We start from the raw sequence: 20,434 nt of genomic DNA, 5'->3' as shown, positions 1-20,434 counted from the left end.
GGATGGCGAGTTGAGTTTCTTGACGAAACTATAGGGAAGCGGGGTAGATCGCACTACCGACCGGAAGTGGGAAGCTGTTCCCCATAAACTGGATAAGTCGGGTCAGTCTTTCTGGGCAACCTGCTGCTGCGGGGCATCCCATCCGCCTCCCAACGCACGGAACGTTCGCACTGCGGCGCGCGCAGCGTCGGCCTTCGTCGCATCGAGATCGTCGCGCGACTCGAGCAGTTGCCGATCGGCGTCGAGGACATCGGTCAACGTGATCGAACCCGCGCGATACGCTTTCTCCGAGAGATCCCGTGCCTTCGTCAACGAGTCGACTTCCTGCTGGATTTCCTGCGCGCGAATTTCCGTTTGCGAGAGCGCCATAAAGGCGTCTTCGACGTCTTCCGTCGCTTTGAGCGCAGCCTCCCGATACTGCGCCAGTGCTTCCGCGTACGACCCGCGCGCATTTTTGACTTCGGCGTCCACCTTGCCGAAATCAAACAACCGCCAATGCAGCGCACCTGTCCCGACTGGTTCGTATGACTTCGCGCTCAGGAAATGACTGCCTGTGATGCTGTCGAATCCCAGTGCGCCGGCGAGTGAAATCTTTGGATAGTAGCCGGCCAGTGCCACGCCGATTGCCTCATTGGAAGCCGCCAGGCGGCGCTCCGCCGCCATGATGTCCGGGCGGCGGCGCAGAACGTCCACGGGCTGATCGCCGCTGCCGATTGCAGGCACGTCCGGAACGGCACCGGCCTGATTTCCGAGTTCTGCTGCATACGTCCCAGGCTGCGCGCCCATCAGCACATCGAGTCGGTTCAGCTGTGCTTCGAGCCCTACGCGCAAGGTTGGAACGGTGGCGCGCGCCCCTCGCAACAGGGCTTCCGCCTGAGCCACTTCGCGTTCGTCAGACGCACCAGCCTGCTTGCGCGCTTTCACGAGTTCCAGCAGACGCGCGTCCGTATCCACCTGATCCTGGGTGACGGCCAGCTCCGCCTGCAGCCCCCTAATCTGCAGGTAAGCGTCGGCAGCGTCAGCGGCAACCGTCACGCGTGTTCCTAGCTGGGCGGCCTCGGCAGCCTGTTCCTCGTCCGTGGCTTGCGCGTGTGCGCGTCTCAGGCCGCCGGCCAGATCGATTTCCCAGCTTGCCGTCGCACCCGCGACATACTGCTTCTGGTCGCGACTGTAATTGGGAAATGCGCTCGCAATCGCGCCCAGGGGACTCTGCACGCTCTGATGTTCTGCCGTATATGACGCATTGGCATCGACCGTCGGAAGCAACTGGGCACCTGCCGCCTGAGCTGCGGCACGCGATTGGGCGACGCGTGCAATTGCCGCCTGAAGACTCAGGTTCTGATCCAGCGCCCGCTGCACCACCTTAACCAGCTCTGGATCATTGAAACCGGTCCACCAGTTATCGAGGTTCGGGGCCGGCAGCGTGGTTTGCCGGTCCGCGACGACCTTCGCGTTGTGGAACGGTTCCATCTGGGTGTCGGGCGCCACATAGTTCGGCCCAACCGCACAGGCCGCCAGGAATGCGCTGACGAATAGGCTACCCGCGATCGCTTTCGAAGTCCGGGATAAGAAGTCGTTCATTTTGCTTCTCCACTACCGAGTTTGCGGCGCAGGGCGCGCATGTCCCTGATACCGATCTTGCGAACGAAGGCATAAAACGCTGGGGTGAAGGCGAGCCCGAAGATCGTCACGCCGAGCATGCCGAAGAACACGGTTGTGCCGAGCGACTGCCGCATTTCCGAGCCGGCGCCGCTGGCAATGGCGAGTGGCGCCACGCCTGCTATAAAAGCGAACGACGTCATCAGAATGGGCCGCAGCCGCACGTGCGCTGCATGGGTAGCGGCGTCTTCCGCGTTGACTCCGTCTTCCTCCTGCCTCTGCTTGGCGAACTCGACGATGAGAATGGCGTTCTTGGCAGCAAGCCCCACGAGCACCACGAAGCCGATTTGCGCAAGAATGTCGATCGGCATGCCTCGCACATTCAGGCCTATCGCCGCCGCGAGCAGACACATCGGCACGATCAGCACGATTGCGAGCGGCGTTTTCCAGCTTTCGTACTGAGCAGCGAGCACGAGGAACACGAACAGCGCCGAAGCAGCAAAGATCACGAGCGGCGACATGGTCTGCTCTTTCTGCTGGTGAGCAAGGTCAGTCCACTCATACGTGATGCCGTTTGGAAGAACCTGATCAGCGAGCTGTTCCATCCGTTGAATGGCTTCTCCCGATGAGAACCCCGGGCCGGCCGCGCCCATGATTTCCGCTGCGGGATACATGTTGTAGCGCGGCACGCGATACGGCTGGGTGGTGTTTTTGAACGTCGCCACACTGCTGATCGGCACCATGTCGCCGGTCGCATTGCGCACCTTGAGCCTTCCAATGTCTTCCGGTGTCTGCCGGAATGCTTCATCGCCCTGAACCCGCACCTGATACGTCCGGCCCATGAAATTGAAGTCATTCACGTACTGCGAGCCCAGGTACAGCTCCATCGTCGAAAACACATCGGTCGGAGTGAGGCCGATCTTTTCCGCTTTGAGGCGGTCAATGTCCGCATAGACCGACGGTGCGCCGGCGTTATACAGCGTGAAAACACCCCCGAACGTCTTGTCCTTGTTGGCAGCGGTCACGAGCGTGTGCGCTGCATTGGCGAGTGCCTGCGGTCCCAGCCCGCCACGGTCTTCGAGCATCAGCTTGAAGCCGCCCGCTGAGCCCAGTCCCTGCACGGGCGGCGGATTGATCACGACGACCACCGCGTCCTTGACGCCGGCAACACGCTTGCGCAGTTCGACCAGCATCGACGCTGCATTGACGCCAGGCACATGTTTGCCATACAGCGAAGGCAGTCCGTAGAAAAGTGTCCCTACGTTAGGTGCGATCGTGCCGGTGGTGACATCAAAGCCGGACACAGGGGACGTGTGAGTCACGCCTTTAAGTCCGGGCGTGGTGAGCACGATGTCGTTGATCTCGCGGACCACCTTGTCGGTGCGCTCGAGACTGGACCCAGGAGGGAGGAAAGCAATGACAGCCTGATAGCCGATGTCCTGATCCGGAATGAAACCCGTGGGCATTCTCGACATCTGCAATGCAGTGGCCCCAATCAGGCCGGCATAGACGATCAGCATGACAGACGTCGTGCGCACGAACCGGCCAGTCATCTTTCCGTACCGCGACGACAGCCATTCGAACGACGCGTTGAATCTGCCGAACACCGCGTGATGCAGGCGGCCCAGCGCAGTCGATCCACCATGAGACTTCTCCATCTCGTGGGGCTTGAGCAGCACCGCGCACAGGGCAGGGCTCAGCGTGAGAGAGACGAAGCACGAGATGACGGTGGATGCCGCGATCGTGATGGCGAACTGCTTGAAGAACAGCCCCGAGATGCCGGACATCAATGCTGTGGGCCCGAACACCGCACACAACGTGAGCGCGATTGCCATGATGGCCGTCGAGACCTCGTTCATCGTCTGATGTGCAGCCTCTCGCGGCGACATGCCGAGCGCCATGTTTCGTTCGACGTTCTCGACCACCACGATGGCATCGTCCACCACAATCCCGACGGCCAGCACCAATCCGAATAACGAAAGGTTATTGATCGACGCGCCGAACAGCGAAAGGATGGTAAACGTTCCAACCAGCGACACCGGGATCGCGACAACCGGGATGATCGTGGCGCGCCAGTTCTGCAGGAAGAGGTACACCACGCCCACCACCAGCAGAATGGCGATGATGATGGTCTTGGCGACTTCGTGGATCGACTGCGAAACAAACGTGGTCGGGTCGTAAATCTTGATGTAGTCGACACCGGACGGGAAGCTCTTTTTCAACTCGGCCATTTTGGCCCAGACGTCATGCTCGACTTTCACCACGTTCGCATCGGGCGTGGCAATCACGAACCATGGGGTTGCGGCGTATTTGTCCGCATAAGCCTTGGAGCCGTAGTCAACAGAGCCGAGCTCGACACGGCCGATATCGCGAATGCGCGTGACACGCCCCTGCGAATCCGACTTGACGACGACATCGCCAAACTGTTCGGGCGTACTGAGACGGCCAAGCGCGTCGACGTTGATCTGGTAGGCACCCGTACCATTGTTCGAGACAGGAGGCTGATTGAGCACGCCTGCGGAAACAGCGGCGTTCTGCGCGCGGAGCGCAGCAAGTATTTCGCTGGCGCTGATGTTGTACGAAGCCGCTTTGTCCGGATCAATCCAGATTCGCATCGCGTACTGCCGCTCGCCGAACAACTGAAAGTCCGACACTCCCGGCAAGCGCGCGATCTGATCGCGAACCTTGAGCATGTAGTTCGACAGGTATTCGGGACTACGGGAGCCATCGGGTGAATAGACGTGAACGCCCAGCAGCAGCGCCTGGATGGTCTTCTTCACCTGCACCCCCTGCAATTGCACCTCGACAGGCAGGCGTGACAGGGTGTCTTCCACACGGCTGCGCGTCAGCAGGAGAGCCGTATTTGGATCGGTGCCGACCTTGAAGATCACCGTGATCGTCAGCTCGCCATTGCTGGTCGACTGGCTCGAAATGTAATCCATGTTCTCGACGCCATTGACCGACTGCTCAAGCGGCGTTGCCACCGTGCGTGCAATCGTATCGGCCGACGCACCCGGATACGAGGTCGTGATCTGAATGGTCGTGGGAACGATGTTCGGATATTGAGCGACTGGCAGCGACACCATGGTTGCCAGGCCCACGAGAACAACAAATATGTTGAGCACCGCTGCAAAGCGCGGGTGCTCAATGAAGAAGTGCGTCAGTTTCATGATTTTGCTCCTCCCTCACCCTGTTCAGCCGAGAACTGAATCGTTCCAGCGTGGGGGGAAATCTTTGAACCGGGGCGGACAGCGGGAATGCCGTCGATCACGACCCGGTCGGTCGAGGAAAGTCCCGATCGAATCACCCGCAGACCGCCGCGAAGGTCGCCAATCTCTACTTTTCTAGGGCTGACCACGTCGTCGTCTCCAACGACGTACACCATATGGTCGGTTTGATCGTCGAGCACGGCCGCATCGGGGACGAGCAAGGCCGGTTGCGGTGCAGTCGTTGCCAACCGGACGCGAGCGAAGCCACCGGGCGTGAGTGACAGGTCGCTATTGGGAATCGTTGCACGCGCATGAATCGTCCCGCTCGCACGATCGAGCGTGTTGTCGATGAAATTGAGCGTGCCTGTGCGTCCAAACCCACCGTCGCCAGTCGGTGAAATGTTCACTGTGTCGGCCAACGGCCCGTTCTGGCTTTCACGGGAACGCTGGAAAACGGCGTAGTCGTTTTCGCTGATGTCGAAGTCCAGATAGAGCGGGTCGAGCGAGACGATGGTCGCAAGCAGCGTCGTTGGGCCGCTGCCGGCGCGGCTGCCGGACACCAGATTGCCGGTCGAGACGAGATGTGTGCCAATGCGGCCGGTAAACGGCGCCGTGATCTTGCAGCGATCCAGGTCGAATCGGGCGTCACGCACCAGCGCATTTGCATTGTCTACAGCCGCCTCAGCAGCACGTTGCTCAGCCACTTTCTGGTCGACGTTTTCAACTGTGCCGGCCTCGGAGCGCTGGAGTTCCTGCGCCCGGGCAAGCTCCCGCGTGGCAAGTACCAGCCGTGCGTTTGCAGATTCGAGCTCGGCTGTCGCTTCGCTCAACTTGATCTGATAGGGTTCCGGGTCGATTTCAAACAGCAGATCACCTTTGTGAACTATATCGCCGTCCTTGAAGTGGATCTGGGTAAGCGTGCCACCGACCTGGGCGCGCAATTCGACACGATTTACGGCCGAGAACTGGCCGAGGAAGCCGAGCCGGCCCTCGATATCGCGCTGCAAAGGCGCGCTGACGGTGACCGATGGCGGGGGCGGTGCGACAACGCGCGCGGCACTCGACCAGTGCATGTGAAACGCCGTCGCTGCCACGGCGGCAATCACAACGGTAGCAACACCTTTACCGACCCATCGAACGGAGCCGGATCTCGCCAGGCGTGTGGGAGTGGTCACTCCTGCCTCGGTTTGGTCAATTCGGTTATTCATGGCATTCCTAAGTATGTTGAAAGGCTGTGCGAAGATGAGATGTGTCCCAGCTCGCCCGTCAGGTGATCAATCGTTGCTGTCTCGTGTGCAGACAGCGCGGTAATCCAGAATGTGGCAGCGATCCGGGGTGACTTTCCCGGGGAGACTGTCGACTAAGTTTCGTGACGCAACTATAGGGAACACCGTTGCGTCACGCTACTGGCCGAAACCGGGAAGCTGTTCCCCGCAAACTGGTTAAGTTGCGTGACGAAACTTGAGTTAGGATCCGTTCCATCATGTATAGAAAACGCTTCGGTGGAATGGACTGCTCGATTGCTCGCGCCCTCGACGAGGTGGGCGAGTGGTGGACGCTGCTGATCGTGCGCGAATGTACGCAGGGCAGTAGGCGCTTCGACGAATTCCAGAGCGGGCTCGGTATCGCCCGTAATATCCTCACCGCACGACTTGAGCGGTTGATCGAACTGGACATTCTCGAACGCTTCCCGATCGCGGAACGCGCAAACACGTTCGGTTACCGGTTAACCTCGAAAGGAACGGACTTATACCCGGTCCTGGTCGCGCTCATGCAATGGGGGGACAAGTGGCTCAGACCGAACGACAAGCCGCCCATCAAATTGGTGGAGCATGCGAGTGGGCGTCCAGTAGAAGTCGTAGTGGTTCGCACAACGAGCGGGCAGGCGCTGACGTACCAGGACGTTCGATTTGCTGCCGGTCCGGGCGCCACGAAGACGACGCGAGACGTCATCGAGAACCGGAACGATCGGGTACTTGGTAGACAGACCGAGGAGTCGTAAGAGCCGACGGCTGTCGGCTGATCGTCGCAGCGGGTGGCCCGAGCGTGACGGTACGCTTAGGGAAGCGGAAAAGCGCTAGCGCTGCTTTTGCTTGCCGAATCTGGACAGCGATTCCCTGAGTTTGGGAGCCGCAAAATCGATGAAATGCCGCAGTTTTATGGGCATGAGATTTCTCGACACGTGAACCAGATGGACTGGCACTGGTTCAATCTCAAACTTTGGCAGGAGTATCTCGAGCTGTCCGTTCCGAATCGCTTCATCGGCATCGTGTTCGAAGACGAAGGTGATGCCTGCGTTGTCCACTGCGGCGCTGACTGCAGCGTCGGGCGAAGTGACCTCGAGCCGGGGCTTCACTTCGAGCATATACATCTTGTTGCTCGTGGGAAGACGGAAGCGCCACGGCGACAGATACGGGCTGTTGAAGACGACGCATGAGTACTGCACGAGGTCGTCGGGTTCGCGTGGAGGCGTGTGTTTGGTGAGGAACGCCGGGCTTGCGCAGACGATCGGCCGCAATGAACCGATGCGCGTGGCGATCATATTGCTGTCCGGGAGCTCTCCGATCCGCACTGCGAGATCGGCGTGCGAATCAATGAGGTCGATGTTTCGGTCGGAGAGAAGGAGTCGAACTGTGATGTCCGGATACTGTGCGAGGAACTGATTGATGACAGGCAGAACATGCAGACGACCAAGCTGCACAGGTGCGGTAACGACCAGTTCTCCTCTTGCTGTCGCAAACTCACCCGTGGCTTCATGCTCCTGTTCCCGCACGAGGTCAAGGATGCGCCGCGCCGCCGCGACGTATGACGTGCCCGCGTCGGTCAATGTCAGCTTTCGCGTGGTTCGTATCAGCAACCGGGTTCCAAGCATCTCCTCGAGATCGGCAACCTTGCGAGTGAGCGTGCTAACAGGAATCTTCAGTTCGCGAGCAGCCGCCGACAGGCTTCCCCCGTCCACCGCGGTCAGCAACATTTCCATGGCTTCTAGTCGGTCCAACGCGTTTGCTCACGTAAGATCAGGTCGCAGTATTGTATGGGAAATGGCCACGCAGAAGCTTGATCCCCAAGCGCCCACGCATCGTGGGGAGCGCGCCGCTGCGGAATCGATATGGATGGCCGCGCTGGAAAACGGAATTGAAAGCAAAATGCAAGATTGAGAGCAAGCATCTTTCGCCACGCAATGACCCGAAGCCGATCCTTCGCGGTGTCACGTCGTAGCGTGAGTTCATGGCAACACATGTCCCTGGAGACGCCGATGTATGCACAGGCTATCGCGCAATGCGTGCAAGCAGTAAGAGCAATGGAGACTTATCTCGACAAGGCGGAGCGCTTTGCGAATGCGAAGGAGTTCGACGTTGCCATTCTGTTGTCGACGCGTCTAGCTCCCGACATGAGAGGGTTGCTCTATCAGATACAAAGCGCTTGCGACTATTTGAAGGGTGGGGCCGCCTGGCTTTCAGGACAGCAGCCACCGCGACATGAAGACAATGAGCAAACGCTTGACGAAGCGCGTACGCGCATTCGTAAGACGGTCGACTTCGTTGAAAGCGTGTCGGTAGACCGGTACGCCGAAGCAGCCAATCAAATCGTAAAAGTGTCCTGGGTGCAGGGTAAGCTAACTGGAGAAAACTATTTGCTGCAGATCGTGATTCCGAATGTCTACTTCCACGTAGCAATGGCTTATGCGATTTTGCGTACGAATGGAATCGACGTTGGAAAGATGGACTTCATTGGGCCAGTCAATGCCTTCGACGCTTGAGTAGCGGGCGGCCCGAGTCGTTGCTCAAGATGCGGACCGAGGAAAGCGTCAGCTTTCCTCGAAGATGATCTGTTAATGATCTCAGTACGATGAGCGACCGCCTGTCAATCGAAAGCGGACTTTGACTTCCAGAAGACGACTGTCCGCTCGGGGTCGCAAGTACTCATCCGACTGCAGCGAGAACTGACGTTCGCGGCCTCGGTGTGTGAACGGCAAAAGAGCAGCCCTAAGCGGTCTTACCAACGGCGACGCGTGAACGTCGGCTATGGCCGAACAGTTGTCCCCGAGAATTCGGCTTGAACGTCCGGACCAGGCGGTTTTCAGTCGGTAAGCACGCGTCAGCGCGACTGGCCGTAGAGGGTCGACTGCAGTCTGACGCGCGATGCGCGGCCCGTTCGTCCAGGCGTGGGGGCATCGGGCGAGCTTCGGCCAATTGTCGTCAGTCAGCCTCTCAATTCGAAAGGCCGCTCATAGGAATGAATGAATGATTGAAAATCCGGACGAGAGCCGATTGGCCGTTGACGAAGCCGGGGACTCGAAGCGGATGTCACTCAGGAAAGAGGGAGGGAGAGTCGAGCTATCTCTGCAAAGTATCGCGCGCCGGTGAGCAATATGCCGTCGTTGAAGTCGTACGTCGCGTTGTGAAGCGGAATACCTCCTTCCTTCCCCGTATCGCCGTTGCCCATGAAAATAAAGTTGCCCGGTACGGACTGAAGGAACGCGCCGAAATCCTCGGAGATCATCATGGGCTGCACGCTGGCGTCGACTTTATCCGTGCCGGCGATATTGCGGGCAGCCGCAACGGCAAGCTCCACATATTCCGGCGAGTTTATGGTGGGCACAAATTCGTGCGTGTATTCGAACGTGCATTCAGCCCCGTGCGTATGGCAGATGCCTTCGCTGATTTCGCGCATGCGGGTTGCGAGCATCGCCTGGACTTCGGGTGCATAGCTGCGCGTATCACCCTTGATCGTCACGTTCGACGGGATGACGTTGCGGATACCGTCCGTAATGACTTCCGTGCAGGAGATCACCGCGTGCAGGCTCGGATCGAGATTGCGGGACACGATTGTCTGCAATGCCAGCACGATTTGTGAGGCGATCACGATGGGATTGACGCCCATGTGTGGCCGGGCTGCATGTGTGCCAAGGGCCTTGATGTGAATGACGAAATTGTCTTCGCTAGCCATGATGCCGCCGGCGCGCGTGGCGAATGTCCCGGCGGGCATGCCGGGCATATTGTGCGCGCCAAAGATCGCGTCGACAGGGTATCGCTCGACGAGCCCGTCTTTCATCATCGCTTTCGCGCCGCAGCCATGTTCTTCGGCCGGTTGAAAAATGAACCGCACGGTTCCGTTGAAGTCCTTTCTCTCGGCAAGCAGGCGCGCCGCGCCGAGAACCATCGACATATGTCCATCGTGTCCGCAGGCGTGCATCTTGCCTTGCGTTCGCGAGGCATGCAGGCGGCCCGGTGCGCGTCCAATCTGGCAGCAGCGTTTCGCACAATTCGTAGCTCGAGAAGCGTACAGATGTCGTGAGCCTCACGAGTGCAATACTTTGCGGTGCCTGAACTCGTCGTCCGGGAGTCGAGCGTTGGCGCTATGTCTCATCGTGCCGACACGACGGTGAAAGCGGGTTGAAACAGTTGGCTCGTCGCTGAGGAGCAGCAAACGCGCGGGCGCGCGTCAAACGTTGAAATTTCCCTACGACGACTTCCTGGCTTGCGTGCTCCTCTTGCGCAGCGCGAGCGTAGTCCCCGTTTGTCGGCCCGAATCGAGCAAGTTCAAGCTGAAATCGCAACACTGGGCAGCGAGTCGCGCAACATCGGCATTAAGCGAGTGCGACTGGCCCGCGCGGTGTAACGCCACATACGAGACGGGCGGCAGGGCAGGTTGAGTCTGAACGATCCTCAGCGCGCCACGCGTGACCATATGGCTCAGGCACGACTTGGGCAGGTAGCTCACGCCAAGGCCCGACAGAGTGAGTCCAATCTGCGCAATCAGACTGTTGCTCGCGAGAATTCGTTGCATGCTCACGCCGTGTTCCTGCAGAAAGCGCGTGTAGATAAAGCCCGTTCCAGACAGGCCGCCCTGCAGGATCAGTGGGAACTGAACAATGTCCGCGAGCGGAATCGCGGTCTTCCTGGCGGTAAGCGAAGGGGCACACATCCACGCGTTGTCGACTTCGCCAACCCGCGTAGTCGCGAAGGATTCCGTGCCATGGATTTGCGGGACCACGATGATATCGATCGTGTCGGCTGCGAGCCGCTCGCGCAGCGTTGCGTTTAAATCCACCTCGGCTTCGACGGTAAGCTTCGGATACGCTCCCTGGATCGCGGAGATCAGGCGCGGTAACCACGTCAGCGCCGTCAGTTCGGTCACGCCGATCCGGATTTGCCGTACCAGCGCTTCCTTCGAGACGACCTGTTCGACGATCTGGTCGCGCCGGTCGAGCAGTTCCTTCGCGTACCCGAAGAACTGTTCACCTTTCTCTGTCAGCCTCGCGCTGCGGTGCACGCGGTCAAACACGGTCAGGTCAAACGCGCGTTCAAGTTCCTGGATCCGCTTCGATACCGCTGACTGCGTCGTATTGAGCCTGTTTGCCGCTGCCTCGAACGATCCCAACTGAACGATCCAGTAGAGCGCTTCCATCTGTTTGAACGTCATCATTGCGTCGTTTCTCTCGCATGAGGAAAAACGATAGTTTCTCATACAAAAAAATCGCTTTTTTTGCTTCTTTTGGCTACTTATGGTTTGTCTCATCGCGTGGCTCGGGATGCCTGCTGTCCGCGACATCAGGTTGCACAGATTTTGACCCCAGTCTGGAGAGAATATGGATTCCGTCGTCGAAAACCCGCCTGCCGTGCACGTCGCTCGCAAGCCGCGAGTCAGCCTCGCGTGGCAGATCCTTATCGGTCTCGCAATCGGCATCGTGGCCGGCCTCGTGCTGAACCATTACCCAGACATGCGCGAAGAGGCGATTGCAGGGTATTTGCAACCCGCCGGCGATATCTTCATCAAGCTGATCAGGATGATCGTCGTGCCGATCGTTTTCACGAGCATGGTGATCGGAATTGCCGGCGTCGGGGACGGCAAGTCGTTGGGGCGAATTGGCCTCAAAACGCTCCTGTATTTCGAGGTGGTCACGACGATCGCGATCGTGCTCGGGCTCGTCGTCGGCAATGTGCTGCAGCCGGGCGTCGGCACGGACATGTCGCAACTCGGGCATACAGACATTTCGCGGTATCAGCAGGCGACGCAGCAGGTGCAGGGGCATCACGGACTGATGGCCCTCGTGCTCGGCATCATTCCGGACAACGTGATTGCGTCGATGGCGAAGGGCGACCTGCTCCCGGTGATCTTCTTTTCGGTTCTGTTCGGTCTCGGCCTGCAGTCCGTGCCGGGAGAATTCCGCAAGCCGGTGATCGCTACGCTGAAGGGCGTGTCGGAAGCGATGTTCAAGGTCACGAACGTGGTGATGCGTTATGCGCCGATCGGCGTATGCGCGCTGATCGCGGTCACGGTTGCGAGCTTCGGTTTCGGTTCGCTGCTGCCGCTGCTGAAACTGGTCGCTGTGACTTACCTTGCGATCGTCCTGTTCGCGCTCGTCGTCCTCGGTGTGACAGCGCGGCTGTTCGGCTTTCGTCTCTTCACGCTACTACGGGTCATCAGGGATGAACTGATCATCGCGTTCTCGACGTGCAGCTCGGCAACGGTGCTGCCGCAACTGATGAAGAAGATGGAAGACTTTGGCGTCCCGAAGAGCATTACGACCTTCGTCGTGCCGACCGGCTACACGTTCAATCTCGACGGCGCGTCGATCTACCTCGGCATCGGTACGCTGTTTGTCGCGCAACTCTACGGCATTCATCTCGGCTGGCAGGAACAGATCGTCCTGACGCTGACGATGGTGGTCACGTCAAAGGGTGCGGCCGGCGTGCCGGGCTTCATGTTCGTGATTCTTCTCGCGACGCTCGCGAGCGCAGGTCTGCCGCTCGAAGGGCTCGCATTCATAGCCGGCGTGGACCGTCTGATGGACATGGGACGCACGGCGCTGAACGTGGTCGGCAATGCGCTTGCACCGCTCGTCATTGCGAAGTGGGAACGACAGTACGACGCGGAGAAGGGCAAAGCGTATCTCGCGTCGCTCGACGCCTGAACGCCGGCGACTTCGGCCGCATGACAACTATCCAGCAGGAAGATCAGGAGCGTTGCAGATGAGCAGCAGCCAGGGCGAGTTCTTTCCCGAATCGTTAATGCAGGCGATAAACGCACGTTTTCATCACGTCGATCGCGATATCGATGGACGAAAGCGCCTCTTCTTCGACAACGCGGGCGGGTCGTTCCGTCTGAAAACGGCCGTCGACACTTACGCGCGAATCGACGCGATGCCCGATTGCCCGGAGCGCATCCACGACCGGTCGCGCTACCTTCAAGACATCCAGGCGCAAGGCGAGTCGGACATCCGTGCGATCCTGAACGCGCGCGATGGCAGCATCTACACGTCGCTGACGGCGTCGGGGGCGATGTTCGATATGGTGCGCGCGATCATGGAAAATGTGCCCGGCACAAACGTGGTCACGACGATTCTCGAACACCCGTCGTCTTACGATGCGATGACGCTTTACGCGCAACGCACGCACAAGATACTGCGCGTTGCGCCCAGCAATCCCGAAACGGGTGGCGTGGACGTCGATGCAATTGTGTCGCTGATCGACGCCGACACGGCATTGCTCAGCGTGATGTACGCCTCGAACATTTCCGGCGCGAAGTTCGACATAGAACGGATCGTCGAGCGGGCGCGTGCGAAGAAGCCGGGCCTGTTTATCATCGTCGACGCGGTCCAGCACGCGCCGCACGGTGTCATCGACCTGGAGAAGACGCCCGTCGACGGCATCAATTTCGCGCCCTACAAGTTCTTTGGCTGCCGCGGCTCGGGCATCGCGTGGCTGTCGCCGCGCGCGGCCATGCTGCCGCATCACCGCCTCGCTGCAAAACACGAGTCCGCGTGGGAACTCGGCAGCCCTGCGCCCGCGCAATTCGCGGTCGTTACCGAGATCGTCAATTACGTGACGTGGATTGGCGGCCATTTCGGCGACGCGAGTGATCGTCGCGAGCTGTTCGTGCAGGGGATGCATCGCATCGATCGGCATGAGCGCGCACTGCTCGGCGCACTGCTCGATGGTCATGGGGAGCAGCGCGGTCTCAGGCAGATCGGTGGCGTCAGCGTGTTCTGGGATCATCCCGATCTGACGAAGCGCGACCTGATCATTGGTATCGGCTTCGAGAATCTGGGGCCGACCGATGCCGTGCGCGAATACGAGAGGCGCGGCGTCATCGTATATGAGCGCATAGCGTCGAGCCTGTACTCCGGGCGGATGCTGAAGTCATTCAAACTGGCAGGCGCGGTGCGGATATCCCCACTCCATTGCAATGCGCCACATGATGTCGAGCGCTTTTTGGCGATCACCCAAGAACTGGCGAGTCTTTAAAGCGGTTGCTCGGACCTCTCGTGAGGTGGCGCGTGAAAAGGATGCGCGTCTAGCGCCAAAAACAAAGAATCGCATCAAATGCGGTTTGATGCTGCACCCCGCAAAGAGCAAGACTGCGAACGGCATCGTGCCGTTAAGCAGAAGTACGTTTGCTGGGCCAATGCCGAGCAGGCTAAGCCCGTTATTAAGGATGGTAAGAACCAGCGCGCCGCATGCCAATTGGAGAGCCGACACCTCCGCTCAGTTCACGCCGCGCCTACCGGCCATCCCGGCACGCGGCTTGTTGCGCAACGCGAACAACTCTTTTTAATAACAGGGTGTGTATGCGCGTGACGTTTGAAGCTAGAGTGGGGTGGCCGATGATCTATTGGATCTGCAGCCCACATGTACCAGGAGTCCATGTGCGCACTACTCCCTTACCGATCTCTCACAACGGCCCATCGCGGCGCCACACGGTGTAATCATGAAACGTCTTTGTCTGACCGCGTCACTATGCGTTGCGTCGCTAATGTCGCCAGTAATTCAGGCACAAGAACCGCAGACGTCCGGCTACCACTACACATTGCCGCTCGACGTCGCTCTCGATGCAGCGAAAGAAGCGATTCGCGTGTGCGAAGCGAAGCATTATTGGGTGACCGCCACGGTGCTCGATATGGATGGGGTACCGCAAGTGGTACTACGCGGAGACAGGAGCACTGTACACACTGCTGAATCGAGCATGCGTAAGGCGTTCACCGTCGTGACGCTTGGGCCGGAATTCGGCTTCGACCGGTCGAGTGGCTTTTTCGAATTGATGAAGACGAGTCCGTACGCACCGCAGCTCGCGACCGTGCACAACGTCATGGCGTTGCCGGGTGCAGTAGCGTTCAAGGTAAACGGAGAGATGGTGGGCGCGCTCGGTATCGGGGGCGCACCCGGCGGCGACAAGGATGAGGTGTGCGCTGCCGCGGGCGTAGCGAAGGTCGCGGACCGCTTACCGCACTGAGTCCGCTGCGCGGTACTTCTCACCGGACACATCGCGCATCACGACGGCGACGTTGCGCGTTCTTTTTGAGCGCGCAACATGTCCGCGCTCAGGCGGCCGAGACGCGCGGATCGAAGTCAAACTCGAGCCGAATCCCGCCCGGTTCAAAAATCATTGTGTGCCGCTTTGGGCCAGCCCCCAGGTTTTCTGGTGCAAACTGAACTTCGACGCCGGGCCATTTGGACACCTTCGAGAATACGTCCTCGAGCGCTGCTTCACTGCCGACGCGCAAGGCCAGGTGATGCAGGCCCACGTTCGTTTTGCGGTCGAATTCCACGCGGCCCAATTGATTCTGCACTTCCCACAGCGTCAGCATCACCTGCCCGTCAGACACGAATGCAGCCGGATAATCCGGTTTCTCTCCAATTTGCGTCCATCCCAAACAACTGATGAAAAAGTCGCGAGTGAGGTTCAGATTGCGAACGGTCAAGCCAATGTGATCGATGCCAAGCGTTAGTGGTTTCGTAGTCATTCGAGCCTCCGGGTTGTGGCGATGATGCTATCGCAGAAGGAGATTGCGCGCAGGCGGTGCGATCAGATCGCGATTGATGTAGTTGGGCGCACATTCGCCCATTGCGAGCCAGTCGTTGTCTGCATTCGCGCGCGCTCGGTAAACAATGCCTTGATCGATCAGGGGTTAACCCCGACAACGTTGAAGCATAGACTTCATTCACCGCTTCAAACAACTGAGTTTGTTGCAGGCCATCCAACATTAGTCGAGGTGTTTGCCATGAAGTCAATTATCCGTGCAGCCATTATTGCCAGCGCTCTTGTGATTCCAGTTGCGTCGTTCGCTCAATCGACGGGACACACCACACGTGCGCAGGTCCGCGCAGAACTCGTGCAACTGGAGAGTGTGAGTTATCACGTCGGTGACGGCGATGCGACGCGCTATCCCGATGCAATTCAGGCTGCCGAAGCGAACGTAGCGGCACGCGATGCATCAGCGAGCAGTTACGGTGGCGCGTCGAGCAGCACATCGCAATCGGGCAGCCGCGTGTCGGCTGCCGACTGGAATGCAATGTACAGCCGCTGAGCGCCGCCAGGCGCGAGGGACGGTTGCTATCGGTCATCGTGCAACCGTCCTGATTCAGGTTGTTGGTAGTTGAGCATTGATATGGCTAGTCGTCGTTCGCCGTGTGTCTGATATCTAGCTGATCGAAAAACACCTTGTTCACGAGATATTGCCGCTCGTTGAGAGGGACCACTACTGTGAAGTGCCGGGTAATTCCCATACCGAAACGGATCGACCATGAATCTCAAGCGTGTAGGCTCGCAACCTTCAATGAAAGGCTCTGAAGCGCAATTTACGGGTGCTGTTCGCATCGACCCGTTGAACGTTCCTCCAGAGCCGGCGCGCGTTTCAGTGGTGAGCGTGACGTTTGAACCTGGCGCGCGGAGCGCCTGGCATACTCATCCTCTCGGACAGACGCTTATCGTCACCGCAGGCTGCGGATGGACTCAGTGCGAAGGTGAAGCCATTGTCGAAATACGTGCTGGCGACGTGATCTGGTGCCCGCCGGGTCACAAGCATTGGCACGGAGCATCTGCTACTACCTCCATGACCCACATCGGAGTTCAGGAAGCTCTGGATGGCGTGAGCGTCGTCTGGATGGAGAAGGTTACCGACGAGGAATATCAGGTCGGACCTACTGGCGGTGAGCATGGCCACGATCACTAATAGCGCTGCGAAGCATTTCTTGTTTGCATCGATGAGCTTGCGCGTGTGACGGACGAGCTTGGCCTCGAGCAGGCGCCTACGGGAATGATCTTCATTCCTTGCATCGGCGGACTGAGTTACAACGAGGGAGAAGCGATAACCGCGGAATGGGCGACTGTGGGAGCCGATGTGTTGCTCCACGCCGTACTGGAAAGCGCCGGTTGTTTGGGAGCGTGACGACGACCGGGGGCTATTAAGGCCTTGATGCGCGCGGGCGAACTCGCCTAACATAAATAACGAGACTCAGAGCAGGCGGTTCATAAACGCTTTAGCCAGGGATTCGCTATGAAGCGGTTAGCCGACTCGATGCGTCGACATCTTTTCTGGTCATGGACATGGCGCCGCAATCGCACGCTCAAGCGTCGGTCCTTCATTGCTGGGCACGACATAGTGCGGAGGTTTTCGTCATGATTGAGTCTTCCGATTTTCGGGTCAGAAGGATAGGGCTTAATCACGGAGGCGGCCGTATGCCCGCAGTCGGATTTGGCACGCTGATTTCTGATGCAGCCACGACTACAAGCGCCACCCGATACGCGCTGGAAGCCGGATATCGACACTTCGATTGTGCGGAGCGATATCGGAACGAGCGTGAGGTGGGCGAGGCCCTGCAGGCTGGACTTGCAGTCGGAGGGATCGCGCGCGAAGAAATCTTTGTGACCACCAAGCTATGGAATTCAAATCATCGGCCCGAGCGTGTTGAACCGGCATTCGAGGCAAGTCTTGAAAGACTTGGGCTGGACTATCTGGATCTTTATCTCATTCATACGCCGTTTGCGTTTCAACCAGGAGATGAGCAGGATCCGCGCGACGAGAATGGAGATGTCCTCTACGATAAAGGCGTGACTTTGCTCGATACGTGGAGGGCAATGGAAGATCTTGTCGACCATGGAAGATGCCGGGCCATTGGACTGTCTGATATTAGCCTGAACGAAATTCTGCCCCTGTATGAATCGGCAAGAATCAAGCCGGCCGTGGTCCAGGTCGAAGCACATCCTTATCTTCCAGAAACGGAACTTCTGGAATTCTGCAAAGCGAAAGAGATAGTGTTCTTGGCTTTTGCGCCATTGGGTCACGGAATAAGGCCAGGGCCGCTCGAGGACCCGGTCATCTCGCAGATTGCCGCGCGAGTTGGAAAGACGCCAGCACAGGTGCTGCTCGCCTGGGCGGTGCAGCGCGGCACAGCTTTGCTTACAACGCCCAAGACTGCGGCCCGTGCGCAGGAGAATTTCAACATCTCTGCCCTCCCGGCAGACGCGTTTGACGAGATCAATCGGATTCAGACCAGGCAGAGGTTCAACGAAGTTGTGAAGACCGGCAGCCCTGGTTTTATTCCGCGAAGTAGTCAGTAACCATCATCCACGACGGCTATCTCGCCACGATCGAAGTGAGCATGGACCGCCGCACTGTAGAAGGCCTGCCTGGGTGACCGACACCCGGTCGATAAAGCTAGTGGCTACAGATGCAACCTGATCTGTGTCGCGAAGGCGCGAATGACCTCTTCATTTCGCGCTAGAAACATCCACTGACCAACACGGGTCGAAACAAGCAGTCTCGCCTCGACCAACACCGCGACGTGCGCTGATACAGTCGATTGAGATAGCCCGCCGCGCGTATGGATTGCATTTGACGGTACACCGCAACCAAGATCGACGTATCCCTTTACAAAGTACTTGTTTGGCACCTTTAACCACTTCAGGATCTCGCGTCGGAATGGGTTTGCGAGTGCCTTATAAATTAAATTCTCGTCAACCATAGATTTCGACAAACACCTTAACTTTGCGCCCGGTTGCGCTGCCCCGACAATGACTCTGCAATGCTTCCGGCGAACTCTTCGCCAAGGTCCTCCCGGACGAGAGCCAAGGCCACCTGGATACCGTCACTTACACCGCACGACGAGTACAGATTGTCATCCTTCAAGCAGCTTTGATTGCTTACGACGTCTACTAAGGGATACTCGGTGGAGAGCCATTGCGCGTCGCGCCAATGCATGGCCAACGAGCGATGGTCTGCAAGACCGGCGCGCGCGACTAAAAAAGCGCCGTTGGACACCGACGCGAGCCTTCGCACGCCACGTCCGGCATCACTGAGCCAGTCCACCAGTTCGCGATGCTCACGTCCCGAGCCGATGATCGGGGAACCAGGCACTACGACGGTGTCGAACGAAGTATGCGCATCCGACAGACATTCCGTCGTGTGCACCGCTACGCCATTCGAGCACAGGACGGGCCCCGGGAACGGTCCCACGAGATGCTGTTCGTACAGCGTTCCTCCGCACAGTCGGTTTGCTTCATGGAAAACATCCATCGGGCCCGTCACTTCGAGTAGCCGAAATCCCGCGTACAGCATCATCGCAACATGCATGCGCCGACTCCGCAAATCCGTTGCGCACGAGCGACCGTACCCGGTTATCACCCGGCGCGAGGTATGGCGTTCTTTCCGCATGATGAATCTGCCCTTGGTTATCGTCCCGTATCAACGTAGGCCACGACTTTTGAAGAGGCGGCTGTGCCGTATCCACGAGCCCAAGTCTAATCAGCCGGCATCCGGGAGGAAACACGTGGATGTCGCCATGCGTGGCCAATCAACGTGAGATTTGGGCCAAGGGCGCAGCTGCAGTAATGTCGTACATTGTGTTGCGTGGGAGGGTCAATGTCCGCTGGGTGGCCGCCTACTGGGAAGTTCGCACTGCAGTAGCGTCCACGCCCTGAAGGTGCGCGTTTTTGCGTAGTGTTTCGGTGACGAATTCCACGAAGGCGCGAATCTTACCGCTGGTGCTTCGCCGCTCTACATGAAGCAGGCTCACCGGGGTCGACTCGGGCTCGAATGACGTCAGGACAGGTTGGAGCCTGCCATCGGCTAACTCAGCAGCCGCCTGATACGACAGCAACTGGGTTATCCCCACACCGTCAACGGCGGCGAGAACGGCAGCGGGACCCAGGTCGACGATCATCCGCGGCCGAAGCCTGACAGGCAACCTCGAACCGTTCTCGTTGAACACCCACTCAAGTGGAAGCGAGACGCCAGTGAAGGACACACAGCGGTGATGGGCCAGATCCCTGGGGTGAAGGGGTTCCCCATGCGCAGCGAGATAAGAGGGCGCCGCGTACGTTCGACGCCGCACAAAACCCAACGGAACAGCGAATGTCGAGGAGTCTCCGAGGTGGCCGACACGGATAGCAATATCCACCCCTTCCTCTAGAAGCCGCGTGGTTCGATCGACGTACACCGCATTGACGCTGACGTCCGGATAACGCAGCGCGAAGGCGTTAACCAGAGGAGCAACATATCGCTGGCCAAACAGGACCGGTGCAGAAATGGTCAACGTACCTACAGGATTGAGTTGATCGGCCGCAATGTTTGCTTCCGCATCCGTGATGGCGTCTAACACCTTCCTGCAGGCTTCGAGGTATGTCATACCTGCATCCGTCGGACGAACCGTTCGAGTCGACCGGGCAAGCAGATGTGTGCCGAGACGGGATTCTAGCGAATTGACCGCCCGCGAGACCGCGGCGGCCGAGATTCCGACTTTGTCGGACGCGCCAGTAAAGCTGCCTCGCTCGACGATGGCTACGAAAATCTCCATCTCACGCAATTTGTCCATTCCACTTCCCACCTTGATCACTGCGTCCAC

At 58.8% G+C, this 20,434-nt stretch carries 16 protein-coding genes and 2 pseudogenes; 9 read left to right on the top strand and 9 right to left on the bottom strand.

All coding sequences use genetic code 11. The features are described from left to right. Positions 1–102: 102 nt before the first annotated feature. The 3 genes from P3T16_RS27620 to P3T16_RS27610 are packed head-to-tail and all read right to left on the bottom strand — an operon-like array spanning position 103 to position 6,016. Positions 103–1,581: an efflux transporter outer membrane subunit gene (locus P3T16_RS27620; RefSeq protein WP_429344708.1), complete on the bottom strand. Its 1,479-nt coding sequence runs from the start codon at positions 1,579–1,581 to the stop codon at positions 103–105. Further along, positions 1,578–4,769, bottom strand: coding sequence for an efflux RND transporter permease subunit (locus tag P3T16_RS27615; protein ID WP_429344707.1), 3,192 nt, complete (start codon positions 4,767–4,769; stop codon positions 1,578–1,580). The genes P3T16_RS27620 and P3T16_RS27615 overlap by 4 nt, the downstream gene beginning before the upstream one ends. After that, a complete protein-coding gene (locus P3T16_RS27610) occupies positions 4,766–6,016 on the bottom strand; it encodes an efflux RND transporter periplasmic adaptor subunit (protein ID WP_429344706.1) in 1,251 nt (416 codons plus the stop codon). Before P3T16_RS27610 ends, P3T16_RS27615 begins: the two co-directional genes overlap by 4 nt. A 275-nt stretch (positions 6,017–6,291) precedes the next feature. On the opposite strand from P3T16_RS27610, the gene P3T16_RS27605 reads away from it, so the two are divergent. Next, positions 6,292–6,810: a winged helix-turn-helix transcriptional regulator gene (locus P3T16_RS27605; protein ID WP_429344705.1), complete on the top strand. Its 519-nt coding sequence runs from the start codon at positions 6,292–6,294 to the stop codon at positions 6,808–6,810. Positions 6,811–6,885: 75 nt separating this feature from the next. Here P3T16_RS27605 and P3T16_RS27600 read toward each other — a convergent pair whose 3' ends face one another. Continuing rightward, entirely contained in the window at positions 6,886–7,788 is a 903-nt protein-coding gene (locus P3T16_RS27600; RefSeq protein ID WP_429344704.1) for a LysR family transcriptional regulator, read from the bottom strand. 276 nt (positions 7,789–8,064) lie between these two features. On the opposite strand from P3T16_RS27600, the gene P3T16_RS27595 reads away from it, so the two are divergent. After that, positions 8,065–8,568 carry a DUF1993 domain-containing protein gene (locus tag P3T16_RS27595; RefSeq protein WP_429344703.1) on the top strand — a complete coding sequence of 168 codons (504 nt, stop codon included), beginning with the start codon at positions 8,065–8,067 and terminating at the stop codon, positions 8,566–8,568. 551 nt (positions 8,569–9,119) lie between these two features. On the opposite strand, the pseudogene P3T16_RS27590 reads toward P3T16_RS27595, so the two are convergent. Together P3T16_RS27590 and P3T16_RS27585 are read right to left on the bottom strand one after the other, a co-directional pair. Next, positions 9,120–10,043: pseudogene (locus P3T16_RS27590) on the bottom strand (amidohydrolase); the annotation flags it as partial. A 228-nt stretch (positions 10,044–10,271) separates the two neighbouring features. Continuing rightward, a complete protein-coding gene (locus P3T16_RS27585; RefSeq protein WP_429344702.1) occupies positions 10,272–11,237 on the bottom strand; it encodes a LysR family transcriptional regulator in 966 nt (321 codons plus the stop codon). A 163-nt stretch (positions 11,238–11,400) separates the two neighbouring features. Here P3T16_RS27585 and gltP point away from each other — a divergent pair, with 163 nt between their 5' ends. The 3 genes from gltP (at position 11,401) to P3T16_RS27570 (ending at position 15,044) form a co-directional block, all read left to right on the top strand. Further along, complete coding sequence (gene gltP / locus P3T16_RS27580; RefSeq protein ID WP_429344701.1) at positions 11,401–12,726, top strand: glutamate/aspartate:proton symporter GltP; 1,326 nt, start codon at positions 11,401–11,403, stop codon at positions 12,724–12,726. 58 nt (positions 12,727–12,784) lie between these two features. Further along, the gene (locus P3T16_RS27575) at positions 12,785–14,059 is read left to right on the top strand and encodes an aminotransferase class V-fold PLP-dependent enzyme (protein ID WP_429344700.1); all 1,275 of its coding nucleotides are present in this window, start codon (positions 12,785–12,787) and stop codon (positions 14,057–14,059) included. Between the two features lie 508 nt (positions 14,060–14,567). Continuing rightward, positions 14,568–15,044 carry a GlcG/HbpS family heme-binding protein gene (locus P3T16_RS27570; protein WP_429260015.1) on the top strand — a complete coding sequence of 159 codons (477 nt, stop codon included), beginning with the start codon at positions 14,568–14,570 and terminating at the stop codon, positions 15,042–15,044. Positions 15,045–15,132: 88 nt separating this feature from the next. On the opposite strand, the gene P3T16_RS27565 is transcribed toward P3T16_RS27570, so the two are convergent. Beyond that, a complete protein-coding gene (locus tag P3T16_RS27565; protein WP_429260016.1) occupies positions 15,133–15,555 on the bottom strand; it encodes a VOC family protein in 423 nt (140 codons plus the stop codon). Between the two features lie 258 nt (positions 15,556–15,813). On the opposite strand from P3T16_RS27565, the gene P3T16_RS27560 reads away from it, so the two are divergent. The 4 genes and pseudogenes from P3T16_RS27560 to P3T16_RS27545 all read left to right on the top strand — a co-directional run bounded on the left by P3T16_RS27560 (position 15,814) and on the right by P3T16_RS27545 (position 18,152). Continuing rightward, the gene (locus P3T16_RS27560) at positions 15,814–16,119 is read left to right on the top strand and encodes a DUF4148 domain-containing protein (protein WP_429344699.1); all 306 of its coding nucleotides are present in this window, start codon (positions 15,814–15,816) and stop codon (positions 16,117–16,119) included. A gap of 216 nt (positions 16,120–16,335) precedes the next feature. Beyond that, positions 16,336–16,764 carry a (R)-mandelonitrile lyase gene (locus P3T16_RS27555; protein WP_429344698.1) on the top strand — a complete coding sequence of 143 codons (429 nt, stop codon included), beginning with the start codon at positions 16,336–16,338 and terminating at the stop codon, positions 16,762–16,764. 72 nt (positions 16,765–16,836) lie between these two features. Further along, positions 16,837–16,980, top strand: a pseudogene (locus tag P3T16_RS27550) (Zn-dependent hydrolase); the annotation flags it as partial. A 230-nt stretch (positions 16,981–17,210) separates the two neighbouring features. Then, positions 17,211–18,152 (top strand): aldo/keto reductase, encoded by a 942-nt coding sequence (locus P3T16_RS27545; protein ID WP_429344697.1) that lies wholly within the window; start codon positions 17,211–17,213, stop codon positions 18,150–18,152. 421 nt (positions 18,153–18,573) lie between these two features. On the opposite strand, the gene P3T16_RS27540 is transcribed toward P3T16_RS27545, so the two are convergent. Both P3T16_RS27540 and P3T16_RS27535 read right to left on the bottom strand, forming a co-directional pair. After that, on the bottom strand, positions 18,574–19,164 hold the full coding sequence (locus P3T16_RS27540) for an AraC family transcriptional regulator (RefSeq protein ID WP_429344696.1): 591 nt from the start codon (positions 19,162–19,164) through the stop codon (positions 18,574–18,576). A gap of 307 nt (positions 19,165–19,471) precedes the next feature. Beyond that, positions 19,472–20,404, bottom strand: coding sequence for a LysR family transcriptional regulator (locus P3T16_RS27535; protein WP_429344695.1), 933 nt, complete (start codon positions 20,402–20,404; stop codon positions 19,472–19,474). Positions 20,405–20,434 lie beyond the last annotated feature (30 nt).

Origin of the sequence: Paraburkholderia sp. GAS42, from assembly GCF_050436565.1 — a bacterium.
Lineage (GTDB): Bacteria > Pseudomonadota > Gammaproteobacteria > Burkholderiales > Burkholderiaceae > Paraburkholderia.
The sequence above is the reverse complement of the archived record's forward strand: the minus strand, read 5'-3'. Positions and strand labels throughout refer to the sequence as shown.

Coding starts and splice junctions, on each gene's coding strand:
- P3T16_RS27560 (WP_429344699.1), top strand. CDS start 15,814: ATGAAGTCAATTATCCGTGCAGCCATTATTGCCAGCGCTCTTGTGATT.
- P3T16_RS27535 (WP_429344695.1), bottom strand. CDS start 20,404: ATGGACAAATTGCGTGAGATGGAGATTTTCGTAGCCATCGTCGAGCGA.
- P3T16_RS27585 (WP_429344702.1), bottom strand. CDS start 11,237: ATGATGACGTTCAAACAGATGGAAGCGCTCTACTGGATCGTTCAGTTG.
- P3T16_RS27555 (WP_429344698.1), top strand. CDS start 16,336: ATGAATCTCAAGCGTGTAGGCTCGCAACCTTCAATGAAAGGCTCTGAA.
- P3T16_RS27545 (WP_429344697.1), top strand. CDS start 17,211: ATGATTGAGTCTTCCGATTTTCGGGTCAGAAGGATAGGGCTTAATCAC.
- P3T16_RS27565 (WP_429260016.1), bottom strand. CDS start 15,555: ATGACTACGAAACCACTAACGCTTGGCATCGATCACATTGGCTTGACC.
- P3T16_RS27575 (WP_429344700.1), top strand. CDS start 12,785: ATGAGCAGCAGCCAGGGCGAGTTCTTTCCCGAATCGTTAATGCAGGCG.
- P3T16_RS27605 (WP_429344705.1), top strand. CDS start 6,292: ATGTATAGAAAACGCTTCGGTGGAATGGACTGCTCGATTGCTCGCGCC.
- P3T16_RS27620 (WP_429344708.1), bottom strand. CDS start 1,581: ATGAACGACTTCTTATCCCGGACTTCGAAAGCGATCGCGGGTAGCCTA.
- P3T16_RS27600 (WP_429344704.1), bottom strand. CDS start 7,788: ATGGAAATGTTGCTGACCGCGGTGGACGGGGGAAGCCTGTCGGCGGCT.
- P3T16_RS27540 (WP_429344696.1), bottom strand. CDS start 19,164: ATGCATGTTGCGATGATGCTGTACGCGGGATTTCGGCTACTCGAAGTG.
- gltP (WP_429344701.1), top strand. CDS start 11,401: ATGGATTCCGTCGTCGAAAACCCGCCTGCCGTGCACGTCGCTCGCAAG.
- P3T16_RS27615 (WP_429344707.1), bottom strand. CDS start 4,769: ATGAAACTGACGCACTTCTTCATTGAGCACCCGCGCTTTGCAGCGGTG.
- P3T16_RS27610 (WP_429344706.1), bottom strand. CDS start 6,016: ATGAATAACCGAATTGACCAAACCGAGGCAGGAGTGACCACTCCCACA.
- P3T16_RS27570 (WP_429260015.1), top strand. CDS start 14,568: ATGTCGCCAGTAATTCAGGCACAAGAACCGCAGACGTCCGGCTACCAC.
- P3T16_RS27595 (WP_429344703.1), top strand. CDS start 8,065: ATGTATGCACAGGCTATCGCGCAATGCGTGCAAGCAGTAAGAGCAATG.